This is a genomic window from Legionella sp. W10-070 (genome assembly GCF_900640175.1).
Taxonomy (GTDB): domain Bacteria; phylum Pseudomonadota; class Gammaproteobacteria; order Legionellales; family Legionellaceae; genus Tatlockia.
The window spans coordinates 35,477-48,766 of record NZ_CAAAJC010000006.1 but is presented as its reverse complement, the minus strand read 5'-3'; the positions used below and the strand labels follow the sequence as shown (position 1 = coordinate 48,766).

Genomic DNA, 13,290 nt, shown 5'->3' with positions numbered 1-13,290 from the left:
AATGCGTCAGGAACGTTTATATACGCTGGTAGGTATTTTTGTTGTAGGGGCACTATGCCTGCTGCTTATTGGTGCAGCCTTCTATTATGAGGAATATAAACGCGCGCAGGTTCAGACCTTTGTCATGTTTTTTAGAGGCTCGCTCAAAGGTTTAGTCCCTTCCTCCTCAGTAACCTATCGAGGGGTTAAAATAGGTGAAATCAAACGGATAGAAGTTACAGAAAATAAAGCAAGAACACAGGTTAGAATCCCGGTTTATGTACAATTTTTTGTAGAAAAGACATTTGGCTTTCATCAAGATCCCATCCATCTTCTAATTAGCAGAGGCTACGTCGCGAATATAACTAAACCCAATTTATTAACCGGTGTTGCTGAAATTGAATTAATCCCCTCCCCTTCACCGCGAAAATTCAAGCAAACTTACTACCATAACTACCCTATCTTTCCTACAACGACGGCTATTGAAGAATATACCAGCATGGAGGATGCGCTAAGGGCTGCCAGGAAAACGTTTGAAGACATCAGCCGACTGGTTAGCTCCAAAGACGTGCAGAATACCATTAACTCTGCGAAGATTATGGCTGATAGCCTCGAACAGCTGGCCAACCGCTTGAATCAAAATGTTCCCACAGTGGCAGCCTATCTGAATCAGAGCTTAAAACAAATCGCTAATGCAGCCTACTCGGTTCAAAATTTAACGGATTATCTCTCCCGATATCCTGAATCATTATTGCGAGGCAAAAAGTGAACATATCCAGATGGCATATCATTTTATTAATCAGCTTCACACTCCTTGCCTGCAGCCGAAGCAAAGACACGCAGATGTATGTATTAGCCCCTATCCCGCCACAGAAACATTCTGTCAGCGAATATAAGAACTTAAGGATAGGAATAGATAGCGTTAATATTCCCGCTTATATTGAGAAGCCTCAATTGATGCTCCACACGACATCGCATCGCCTGGAGCCTGAAGAATACCACCAATGGGCTGAAGCGGTGGATAAGAATATCATGCGGGTCGTTGAAACTGATCTTTCCACATTATTACCCGGATCAATCGTAGAAAGCTCTCCCTGGGATAGTAAATTTAAGCCCAATTATCATTTGCAAATTGACATTTCACAGTTTGAAATGGACATTTGCGGCAGCAGCAAACTGCGCGCAGAATACCTCATCTACTACAAGGAAGCCCTGATTAAACGGGGAAAGGTTTATTATCATAGCCAGGTTCCCAAAGTAACTATCGAAGCCCTGGTTATGAGTATGAATGCAAACCTGACCCGCTTGACTCGCTCAATAGCAAAGGTTTTCTCTGGCTAAAACAGAGTTAGCTCGTTAATACCCGATTTACTTCTGATAATTCCTTACCTAAAAGCCTGGCTTGTGCCGCAGGATCGGCTTTTAGCCTAAGAACCTCACCCAGTTCCTTTGCTTTCATATCAACAAAGTGCTTATACTCCTTAAAAACTGTTTCATGGAGTGAGGTTTTGCTATATTTAACTGATTTTCCCGGCTTGGCTATTTCCTTTTGCACATCAACACTAAATGGTGAGATGACATGAACTGCCTCGATATTAAATTTCATCTCAGGAACTCGCTCACCCAAAATAACCAGGGCTGTCCATAAGTACTTCGCCCATTGTGCATTCTTGGCAGTGACTATCGCGGGCTTATCAGGAGACGGCGCCTTATCTGCACCAGCAAGAAGAGTACTTGCTATTGCCAGCGAATAACTCAACATGGAAAATGGGTTATTTTCATCAATCGAACCGTCTATGGCAGTAAGCTTAAAGCCAGAGTCTGTATGAGGAATTTTTTCCTGTACGAACATCACCTCGGTGTCTGTCCCTCGCTTTGAAGGCACATCATCGACATAATGAACCCGACAATGGCCGGAAGGAATGATTGGTGCTAAAAACTGGCTATCCTGAGTAACATCCGTTGAAATATGTACCGACTTATGAGCGGCAGGCTTACTATAATTTTTCAGGTTATTTTTTTCCTCCAGGGGAATATCCACATAACCGTCAACATAAGGAAGAAACTGAGGATGGTTCTCACGGACATACCGTACAGTCTCCTCTCTGGTATCTTTCGATTCTTCAATCGTTGCCTTTAGCGAATCCTGCAAGTGCTTACAAAGTGATAATCTTTTTTGCAAAAATTCTTTTGTCCTAGGTTCTGTACAATTAGCAATTTCTGCTTCTAACACTGCGATCCGTTCTTCTCCTACAGCCGCCTGCAGCTGTAATTTTCTTTCCTTATCCTTATTAGCAGGGTTTGCAAAAAACCCAGTCAGGCGAGTTAATTTAATAAAATTGAAGTGGGAAGAATGGCTAAAGTATTTCTCATTCTTTTTAGTCGTAATCACCTGACCCGTTAACGCCTTTGTGTGCCGGCCAACGCTATCATACCATTCATCCAAGGGCAGGTTCGTTTCGTGTTCTTTCCAATAGTTATAGGCTCTGGCTGTCATGCGAAGGAAATCGCTTCCTTGTTCCTTCCCTTCCAGGTTATCCTTATCACTGCACTCTATCCAGCCACCCTGCTCTTTTTTCAGATAGATCAGATCATTTATTACGGATAGAGTAAGCTTTTCGCGGCTGAATGACTTATAAAATTTCTTGAATAGTTTGGTTCCCTTCAATCCGTAGCCAAAGTACTTGGGCTGGTATATTTTTGATTCGCACCCCAGGTCGCGGTTATTCATCCTGATATCAGTTTCAATATTACCTTCACCAAATTTCTTGTAGCGCCAGGCTCTGGAGAAACCCATATTTTTCACTGAAGTTCTGAAACGCTCAAGGTATCCCTTTTCTGCTTTTACCTCACTGAATACTTGAAAATACTTCTTCTTCTCATAATCGCGAAATTCATCCTTTATAACCCTTGAGTCTTTGACAAGCTCAGGGATAAGCAGCTCAACAAAGGTATCAGGAATGACCAGGTGAAGATCCTTTTCTTTTAAAGCAGCATTTCGTACATATTGTTTTGCTTCTAAAGCCTTACTATGTTTATGTAAATCCTTAATGCCTTTATAGCCGGCTGCTAAGGCAAACTGCAGCACCATTTGCCGCATCTGCGATGTTTCCCGCTCAAAACTGCCATCGACTGAGACAACGGTGTTACCACCTACTTCCTGAGTCTTTTCCAGGATCTCGCTATCCAGTTTTTCAATAACCCCCTTGGCACCATAGGTTTTTCCTGAGCTTGAAGGCCCCCCAACCCATAAAACCAATTTCTTAGCCCATTTATTGCCATTAAAACGCTTTGAGGCTCGGAAAAATACCGCTTCCCGAAATGCCTTACTCCCATTTTCTTCTTCCGCAGCAGCCTGGTACTTGGCGAGTCCATCCTCACCCAAAAATTCAGCCAGTTTAATGGTTTTATTCTGCCTGGAAGCATCCCAGGTGAGATTTTGAAACTTATCGCCCAAAAAAGCGATAAAATCTTCTCTCGCATCTTTAGATTCTACATCATGAGTATTCTGGTAAAGTGCATCTCTTGCTGCTTTGGTTGGAAGATAAGCATTAATATCCAAGGCAGCGTCAGCAGCGATGCCCAATTGCTTTTTTAATTCTGTATCGGTATCCAGCTCATAATTACCAATTCGTCTTTTCCATTCATTTATAGTCGCTGCATCAATCATTTCAAGACCCTTAGAATACTTAATCTATCTAGGGTCACAGACCCTGGAAAATTCATTTCGTTCTTTATGGCATTATAGAACAGTTTAATAGGTGACTATTTGTTAATCACTTTAGCAAAGTTAAATTAGTGAAATATTAAGAAGTGCCTTCAGTCGATGGTAAAAATACGAAAAAGGATGCCGTCTGATAAGAGTCCGCAGAATAATTTTGCTGACCTCTACTTTTTCACCCTGATTAGCCGCCTCATGAAGGGTGATGTCTGGTCCAAAGTTGGCTTCAATGATGAGCCATTTCGTCTTATTAAACGATTGCCTGATATCCTCACAAAGCACATCAAAGCCAACAAGCTCCAATCCTGCCAGGCGAGCAGCACGACGCAAGTAATCCGCATTATGAGGATGGATGCTCCTGCCATGAGAATACAAATCGCCGCCATGGGCAGCATTAACGGTATAACCTAACGGAATAATCTGGGCAGGATGGGGAATACTATCCATTGACAATCCCTGCTCTTCCAGAGCCTGTCTGCATTCTTCATCAAACTCAAGCGGCGAGAGGGTCAACAGCGTTTCCTGCATTCTGTGCTGGTTACGCCTCTCGATCAGTTGCCTGATAGAAGATTTCCCATCCCCAATCACCTTGGCAGCAAAGCGTTCAACAACGCCAATGATCCGCTCATGAAAAACTAACACTCGATACTCTTTCAAGTCTTGATGAAATTCCTCTACCTGCATGAAGGGATACTTTTTGAATGCCCCCTTAAGGTAGGCGTTTAATGACTTCATGTCCTTAATGTTGCACAAAACATCTTTACCCCCATGAGTATCTTTCATAGGCTTGACAACGACAGGAAAATGAATCGGCTGTATCCGTTCCTCCAACGCATGCTCGTCCAAATCTGCTTTTTTAATGGCAACTGCTTTGGGTACAGGAAATCCTGAACGTTCAAGTAACTTATTTAACAGATACTTATTCTTGGCAATGCAGATGCTCATTGCATTATTAAAGGGGGTTATTGTTTGAAAAAAATGATAGTTATAACCAGCCAGGGTAATTTGCATGGTATCAATATTTGGCAAATAGCGAACTGGCAGATGCAAGGCTAATGCCCTTTGGTAATAAAGTCTAAGTGTTTTATCCATACCACCCGTATCGTAATTTTATTAAAGTCTGTTGACATTTCAATTTAAACTGCCCACTTCCCGCGCTTTATGCGCGGGATCCACGCAAACCACACGAAACTAACCATCCTCTTGACAAGGTTTGAGACTAGATTCCGCGCATAAAGCGCGGAAGGTAGACTCTGGTTCCAATTGTCAACAAACCCTATTAATAGCAGCCTATGCATTCACTTTGATGATAGGTCTAGGTTCTGTGTACTTATCGCTAGCTTGAGTCAAAAAGCCTTGATTGGCGAGCACCGAAGCGGAGCATACATAGAAGCATGTGAGCATCGGAGCGCAGAAAATCAAGGCTTCTTGGCCAAGATAGTAGATAAATACACAGAAGCTAATATTTTATTATAATCTTTTATATACAAAGTTCGCTGGAGAAAGCAATGACAAGTTTTGATGACATCATGACTGGTGAAATGGATTTGAACCAAATTTTATCTGGACCATTAAGGAAATCATTACAGAATGCCGATTTTAAACTCCAGTTAATCAATGAGGAGGAAGAGGAGACTAGAGACGCCGATCTTTTGATTGAAGCGGTATTTCCTGAAAATGAAGCCGAGGAATACAAACCAGGTAATATACTCTCTTGCCAAAAACAGGTGATTTGTTTGGCTTGCTTAAAAAATGGGATTGTGCTCGGCTGTATTACAGCCAGTTTTGATTTGGAGGAAAACACGGTTAGCCTGCACTCATTAGCCATTGACAAGGAAGTTCGCAACAAGAAACTTGGTTCGGTTTTGATGCTGGCAATGCATGATATCTGTTTTCCGCTAGGGATTAAGTCAATGTCATTGATTTCATCAGAATATGGAAAATCATTTTATAAAAGCTTTGGTTTTACAGAAATGGCACACCAATCTTATGAAACCTCCCTGCCGTTTAAAGAAGAAATTATCAGGCAAAAAATATCAGCTTTTGATAGCATCAATCAACAAAATTCTACTGCTCATGCGAATGAGACAGAGCTTGGAAAAAATAAACGACGCCGTGAACCCAAGCCATCGATGGTGTTTTTTAATAATCATGAATCAGATAGCGTGGAAGACTTATCAACCAGGAAGCAAAAATGCTCAAGAACGCTTTGAAAATTCACGATAACAAGCACAACGTGCATTCATATGCGGCTTATTTTTCTCGAATCTGACGGTTTTTCCTTGAAAATTTTTTGGTAATATTCAGTTAATAATCTAGAGTTATAATGAAATTATCTTTTATCGCTTTCAGGTAAACAAATGGTAAATGACATTTTAACAGCCCAAGCAAAAACCCAAGCAGCTTACCTGGAATATTTAATATCCAAAGCTCAGGAGTTAGTTAACGCCACAACGTCTTTAGCCTTCGACCCGCAAGGCCGTGTTTTGGTGGACGTCAAAACAGATGTTCCGGAGCTTCTTGAATTTCTAAAAAACAAGAAAAAGTTATCCGGGCTTGACAGCGAAGAGGAATTAGTCAGGGCGCTGGGCTTTAATCCTAGAAAAGTGACGACCGTAAGTCTCGATACCCCGACATTGAATAATGCATTTTATGAGCAATTAAGGTTAACGGCTAACTTCAGTAACCGATTTCTTCCGATTGAAGGTATTATTGGGGCACTTCAAGAGCAGCCCCGTGGCAGCATTATTGCCCTGCAGCAGGAATTCCACTTCCATCTAGCCCTGGTCAAGCGTGTCTATCAAAAAGCAGCAGCAGAAGATCCCCCTCTGTTTTCTAATGCCAAGAATCTCAATAATCAGAAAGCGATGGATAATGCTTATCAGGGAGCCATGGTTGAAGTAAACAGACTGGTAATGGCAGCCTATATCAATGCATTAGATGACGCTTATGATAACAACAGACTGGATGGCAGTACTTTGAATATTGCCAAGCTCAACAAGGCATTGGATAAGGCCCGAAAAGAAATAACCCCCAAAGCCCATGCTATTTTTATGAAAGAAATTGTCAAAAATACAGGGGTTATCCTCGATCCAAAAGAATTAAAAAAGGCAAAATCAAAAATCAAGGCGCTTGCTGAAGAAACCACGGCAACTGCAAACGACGTTCTCCATACAGACCATGACCTGGGCTTGGCAACCCTGACAGAAGGCTCAGAAAATACCGCTCACCATCGAGTAGTGGGAACCGAGTTTGCTCACCGACAAATAATAACCCATCATCTGGCCAAGGATTTAACGGTTACTGCCCATGAACATCCCCGTATCCAAATTCGCACACCTGAACCTGTTGTTAAGAAAGGGCTAACAGAAGCTGAGTATATCGAGGATGTTGTAACCAAATTCGACCATATCACTAAAAAGTACGGCTTAGCCGACAAATTGAGTACAGTCGGTGAAAGGCCAAAAGCCTTCATCTACAACCGCTACACAGCACTTAATGACACTTTGGGCGACATCAACGGCAACCTGCAGACTCAAAGTGCAAAACACATTATGCAAGGGGTTCACCGTTACAATGAGGAACAACTTGAGTCGTCCGAAACGCCTGTTCTCTGCTTCATTGAAAGTATTTCAGTCAACGGCTTTGGCGATACCTTAGGCTATAACCAGAAGAGCAAAATAACCGAAGAATCAACGCTGATGACTGAAATGGCACTGCTTCATACACTTTATGAAGCCAGTAGTTCAGATCAACGAACTAAGATTAATGATGTTTTTACAAAGTATAAAGATTTTCTGTCTGGGAATCCGCGGGAAAAATATTTTTCTCTTTCGCCTGAAGGCCAAGAAGCAATTGGGTTAATAAAAGCCATTAAGGATTCATGGAAAAAAGAAGCCTATGAGAGCAAAGACGATGTTTTTCAAGATGCCCAGCACAGCTTGAAAAACCTCATCGCCCATGACCTTCATTTTACCCATGATTATGCCAAGTTAATTCAGTCGCTGTCGGTATTTGTCGAAGAAGTCTCTTTGGGAAGCTGCAAAAGCGGCAATGAACGCACCCAGGCAATCAATGGCCGGGTCGCCATTCTTGATGCCGTATTAAAAACCCAAAATGACAACTTGACGGAAGATGGGAAACGCATTAAAGAGGCATTAGCTGACGTTGCCAGAGTTGAAACAGCGGAAGAAGCCGCTGATGAATTAAAATCGGCCATTGATGCGGTTTATAACAAATGGGCACTGCAAGCCGGAGTATCGATCATCAGTCTGATTGACCAGGGTGCTGCAGCGAAAGTAGAAGCAAAAGAACATGATCATCATGCTTCGAGGAACTATGGTGAAGAGAAATCACTGACTAATTTGCATCAAAGCAAGGCTGGCGCAATGCAGGCCCATAAAGGGTTGTCCAAAGCCATGATTGCCGCCTGGTCCGGTTTTCCTTCTTCTCCCTGGCAACGCATGAAATCCAAACTGGGTACAGGCGGCTCCATTGCACTGCTGGCAAGCAGCCTCCTGATTCTTCCTATCGTAGGGTTGCTGGTATTTACCGCTTACAGTGCTTTTGATAATTATTCTCGCAAAAAAGCAACCGAGTATGAAAATTTCCACATATTCAGCACAGAATACCATGAGGAAAACCTGCCACAAGATGAAGAAGAAAAGCCAGAAGATGATAGTAACGTAAAGATGATTCAACAGCTGGGCGGTGCCGGAACCGAACCTGTTTCAACTAATAAGCAAGCGGTTGGTAATACGGGTAAAAAGACCGAGTTCAAACAAACACCTCCTGCCAAAGATGAGTTAGACGCAAAAACATCTTATGTCGTTGGTTTTAACCCGGGCAAACACTAACCTGGTTAGGGTCTACGCATTGAAAATTAAAATAGAATTTAAATTATGGCAGATGTGGAATTAAGCCCCTATTGTTCCTGGCTGCCATGGCGGCCAGAAATTCAAACTCCAGTTTAAAATCTTTTTACAATCAGTTAATTTCTTACGGAAAGAAAAAAATGGTCGCTTTAACGGCTTTGATGCGAAAAATTATTGTTATCGCTAATGCCAGAATAAGAGATTTTAACTTGGGATTACTTTGCGCAGGATGATTAAATAATTTTAATTAACAACTTTGATAGACATAGTTGATCCGGGTTCGGAGCTTGATAATAATTCATGCCCCGGATTTCGCTGGCGTTCCATCCAGGCTTGCTCTTATCAAGTTATTTTTTCCTGGAACAAACTAAAAATCCTCTCCTGCGGAGTATGGTTTTCAAGTACCTTTTTTGCACATGGCTGGTTAATTTGTTATGCTGGGTTGCTTGAAATGTAATTTAGGAACCATTCAAGCGTATGAAAAATTCCAACCTGACCTTCTTTAATACCACCATTCATCCGGGAGAAATCTCAAATCTCGCCCTGCCCCTGCCTGAATTTTATTCCTGCTCCTCCTTCCAAATGCCAATTAAAATTATTCATGGCAAGCAGGCAGGCCCTTGTTTATTAATTTTTTCAGCAGTCAAGGGCGATGAACTCAATGGACTGGAAATAATCAACCGCTTGCTCAAATTAAAAGCCATACGCCATTTAAGGGGAACATTGATTGCAATCCCTGTGCTGAATGTTCTGGGCTTAATCAATCACCCCAAAACACTTACTTATGAGACAAGCCTGGAACGATGCTTTCCAGGCCACCAGCTGGGATCTTATGGCGAGCGGATCGCTCATTTATTTACTCAGGAAATCCTTCCTAAAGTCGATCACTGCATTGAGCTACAAACTGGCTCATTAAATCATGACATATTACCCCAGATTTACTGTAACCTCGAAAATCCGGATAGTCGGCGTTTGGCTCAACAGTTCGCAGCCCCTGTCATCACGCATGTCAGCAAAAATGACAATTCATTGCGCCAGACAATAGAAAACTTAACGATCCCCTTATTAGTTTATCAGGCCGGTGAAGCCATGCGTATTGATGAGACAGCCATCTCCCTGGGGCTTTCCGGTATTCAAAATGTTATGTACCAGCTGGGCATGTTAAAACAAGCTCCTTTCTCTGATAATAAGGACTACAAGTCAATTTTCTCTCAGGATCAGGATTGGCTGCGCGCCCCTCATAGCGGGGTTTTACATAGTGATATTGTCCTGGGACAAATGATTAAAAAAGGGCAGACACTGGGACTCATTAGTGACCCATTCAGTGCTGATACCATTGAGCCGGTTAAATCGCCTCGTGATGGCATTGTTGTGGGGATTAACCGCCACCCACTGATACATGAAGGGCAAACACTGTTTAAAATTGCCTCTTTTATTGATAACGACAGGGCTGAAATTGCTCTTGAAGCCTGGAATGAGGTTCTGGAAAACCAATGAATAGCACGAAAATAACATTTCGCGGCCTTACAGTCTGGTTAGTCTGTGCTTCGTTTTTCATGTATGAATTTTTATTAAGGACTGTCCTGGGTACCTTCCAGGAGCCTATTATGGCACAGCTGCATCTGACACCTGTCACCTTTGCCCTGCTCAGCTCCACCGCATACCAACTTATTTATAGCCTGATGCAGATTCCAGTCGGCCTTGTCACCGAACGATATGGCTTGAAAAAAACATTGTTAGCCGCAGTAATGGTTTGCGTCATTGCTGATATCGGGTTTTCACTGGCCTCTTCATTTTATGTAGCCATTACCTTACGGGTATTAATGGGTTTTGGCTCTTCATTTGGTTTTGTTTGTCTGTTAGTAGCCGTCTATGACTGGATGCCTCGTAAGAACATTGCCTTATTTATTGGATTATCACAACTGGTCGGTACGCTTGGGCCAATGCTGGCTGCTGGTCCATTAAACATGCTGGCAGAAAACTCAATAATAAGTTGGCGTGGACTTTTTGGTAATTTAGCAGCCATCGGATTAGGAATAGCAGTCCTTGTTCTCCTGGTAGTGGATAAAAACAAGGAAAATACCACCAAATCCTTCGCTCTTACAAAGCCCACTCCTGTCTCCAAGCTCCTGTACCAGTTTATTTACCAAAAGCAAATCTGGTTTATTGCTGTTTATTCCGCCTTTGTTTATTTCAGCCTTGAGTATTTATCTGAAAATGAATGCAAGGCATTCCTGGTTAGCAAGGGTTTTTCCGTCAGTTTTTCTGGCTATATGATTACCCTGGGCTGGATTGGATATGCCTTCGGCTGTGCAATCTTGGGATTTATCTCTGACAAAATACAACGGCGTAAGGTACTGATGTTACTCGGTGCACTTGCAGCATTACTTGCCCTGACCGGCATTGTCTATTTGCCTCTCAATAAGCCGACGACCGCGCTATGTTTCTTCTTTCTGGGAATTGGTGCAAGCGGCCAAAGCATCGGTTTTGCTATCATGGCTGAACAATGCCGCGAGAATCATTTGGCAATAGGGTTAGGTTTTAATAATGCAATGATTGGCTTTTTCTCAGCAATCAATGCGCCGCTAATCGGATTTTTCCTGTCGAACGCCAACAGTACAGCTACCTTGAACGATTATCAGCACGCTTTTTTTATCATGATTGCTTTTTTAATCACTGCCGTCATCCTTGCAGGCTTCTTTATTAAAGAAACCTTCTGTAAATCCATGCGTGAAAATACCCTGCTGATAAGGCCAATGTATAACCTTAACTCTGATTTACTAAAGCCAGAATAGTACTAAAGCAGGAATTGCAGTAAAAAGGACAATTAATTCCACAGGGATGCCAAGCCATAAATAATCAAAAAACTTATAACCGCCAGGTCCTAATACAAGGGTATTGTTTTGATGGCTGATTGGTGTCAGGAACGAGCAGGAAGCACCTATACTTACAGCCATTAAAAAAGGATCAGCGTTCATATGAAGTAATTCCGCCAGATCCGTCGCGATTGGTGCCATGACAACCGCAGTTGCCGCATTATTCATGAAATCAGATAAAGTCATTGTAACCAGGAGCAATAATCCCAAAATCAGGATAGGTGAAGCTCCCCCGGTAATTGAGATTAATGTACTGCCTATTAACTTTGCCGTACCTGTAGTTTGCAAGGCATCCCCCAAAGGAATCAGGGCAGCCAGCATAACAATAATTGACCAGTCAATGCTTTTATAGACCTGACGCATGGGTATGATATTAAAAATAACCATAACCACGACAACAAGAATAAACGCAACCTCCACTGGCAAAATCTGAAAAGTAGCAAGTAAGATACCACCTATAAAAAGGATGATTGGCAGCAGCATACTACGTTTAAAACCAACATTAATCATTCTGTCTGCCAAAGGAACAAGGCCTAAATTAACGACATTCTCCTGCAAATTTTCGCTGCTGCCCTGAATCAACAGTACATCACCCGGATTAAAATTTACATGATTCAAGCGGTTTTTTATCGCCTTGCCGGAGCGAGCTACCGCAAGCAAATTAAGTCCAAACCTGGAGCGGGCACGCAAACGTTGCCAGGAACGCCCCTGCACCCGTGAACCCTGGGTCACAACCGCTTCAATAGTACTAATGTCTTCACCACGCAGGCTTTCAGGCGAGATTACCTCCCCATGCTGCAGTTGCAACTTACCTTTGATAATTAAATTATTCAGCTCCTCATGAGAAGCCTCAATAATGAGGATGTCATTTGCTTGTAGTTCTTCATCGCAAGGAAGGACCAGTTTTTTCTTCCTGCCTCGAATAAGTCCTATGATCGAAAAATCACCCTCTATAAAATTTTCTAATTGTCGGCGCTCCATGCCCACCACAGGAGAATCTTTGGGAATAACAATCTCGCTAATATAATCCTGAATCTGATAAAGCTCGGATGTATCACCAGATGCTTTACGCCGCTCAGGAACCAGGCGCCAGCCAAGCAAGATGATAAAAAATAATGCGCTAATCGCCACAGTAAGACCTACCGGTGTAAAATCAAACATAGAAAACGAAACGCCTGTCAGGTTCTGCCTGTAAGCTGAAATCAGCAAGTTGGGCGGTGTCCCTATTTTACTGATCATACCGCCAAGAACCGTTGCAAAGGAAAGAGGCATCAATATTTTTGAAGGGGACATTTTTGCTTTTATAGCAGTTTGTATAGCAACAGGCATTATTAATGACAGAGCACCGACATTATTCATAAAAGCAGATAACATCGCACCTGCCAGGCAGGTAAAACCAATAAACAGCAGGGGGGAAAACAACAAAGACTCCATATACTCCAATATCTGTTCGACAAGGCCGGTTTGGATAATAGCTGCTGATATCACCATCACAGCAGCAACCGTAATTACGGCAGGGTTGCTAAAACCGACAAACGCATGATCAACAGATACCAGCCCTGTAAGAACAAGGGTAGAAAGCCCTATCAAAGCAACAACATCATAACGATAAAACCCCCAGATAAACATGACTAGAATCAACGCAAGGATTAAGAATAAAAGATAGATATCATACATTTAAAAATCCCTTTAAGGGTTTGAGATCTCATGTGCATATGCTCAGTCTGCCACAAATAATTTCAGGAAGGCATAGCTGTTTAAAACTTTTATTCCATCATACCATCACCAGAGTAAGGCGATAAGATTAAGTGAGAAACCAACGTACCAATGGCTGCTATGG

General features: G+C 42.3%; 9 protein-coding genes. 6 read left to right on the top strand and 3 right to left on the bottom strand.

Annotated features, from left to right (window positions below; genetic code table 11):
- Window position 1: 1 nt before the first annotated feature.
- A complete protein-coding gene (locus E1O65_RS03740; RefSeq protein WP_133132252.1) occupies window positions 2–748 on the top strand; it encodes an MlaD family protein in 747 nt (248 codons plus the stop codon).
- Window positions 745–1,320, top strand: a complete 576-nt coding sequence (locus E1O65_RS03735) for a PqiC family protein (protein WP_242601531.1) — start codon at window positions 745–747, stop codon at window positions 1,318–1,320. The genes E1O65_RS03740 and E1O65_RS03735 overlap by 4 nt, the downstream gene beginning before the upstream one ends.
- Window positions 1,321–1,327: 7 nt before the next feature.
- Here E1O65_RS03735 and E1O65_RS03730 read toward each other — a convergent pair whose 3' ends face one another.
- On the bottom strand, window positions 1,328–3,649 hold the full coding sequence (locus E1O65_RS03730) for a hypothetical protein (protein WP_133132251.1): 2,322 nt from the start codon (window positions 3,647–3,649) through the stop codon (window positions 1,328–1,330).
- A gap of 120 nt (window positions 3,650–3,769) precedes the next feature.
- Entirely contained in the window at window positions 3,770–4,792 is a 1,023-nt protein-coding gene (locus E1O65_RS03725) for a UDP-N-acetylmuramyl peptide synthase (RefSeq protein WP_133132250.1), read from the bottom strand.
- A 416-nt stretch (window positions 4,793–5,208) separates the two neighbouring features.
- Here E1O65_RS03725 and E1O65_RS03720 point away from each other — a divergent pair, with 416 nt between their 5' ends.
- From E1O65_RS03720 to E1O65_RS03700, 4 genes are all read left to right on the top strand, one after another.
- The gene (locus E1O65_RS03720) at window positions 5,209–5,913 is read left to right on the top strand and encodes a GNAT family N-acetyltransferase (protein ID WP_133132249.1); all 705 of its coding nucleotides are present in this window, start codon (window positions 5,209–5,211) and stop codon (window positions 5,911–5,913) included.
- Between the two features lie 147 nt (window positions 5,914–6,060).
- The gene (locus tag E1O65_RS03715; protein WP_133132248.1) at window positions 6,061–8,556 is read left to right on the top strand and encodes a hypothetical protein; all 2,496 of its coding nucleotides are present in this window, start codon (window positions 6,061–6,063) and stop codon (window positions 8,554–8,556) included.
- A 495-nt stretch (window positions 8,557–9,051) separates the two neighbouring features.
- The gene (locus E1O65_RS03705) at window positions 9,052–10,071 is read left to right on the top strand and encodes a succinylglutamate desuccinylase/aspartoacylase family protein (RefSeq protein ID WP_133132247.1); all 1,020 of its coding nucleotides are present in this window, start codon (window positions 9,052–9,054) and stop codon (window positions 10,069–10,071) included.
- Complete coding sequence (locus E1O65_RS03700; protein ID WP_242601530.1) at window positions 10,068–11,369, top strand: MFS transporter; 1,302 nt, start codon at window positions 10,068–10,070, stop codon at window positions 11,367–11,369. Before E1O65_RS03705 ends, E1O65_RS03700 begins: the two co-directional genes overlap by 4 nt.
- Here the strand turns inward: E1O65_RS03700 and E1O65_RS03695 are convergent.
- A complete protein-coding gene (locus E1O65_RS03695) occupies window positions 11,355–13,127 on the bottom strand; it encodes an SLC13 family permease (RefSeq protein ID WP_133132246.1) in 1,773 nt (590 codons plus the stop codon). The two genes, E1O65_RS03700 and E1O65_RS03695, sit on opposite strands and share 15 nt — an antisense overlap.
- Window positions 13,128–13,290: the final 163 nt, after the last annotated feature.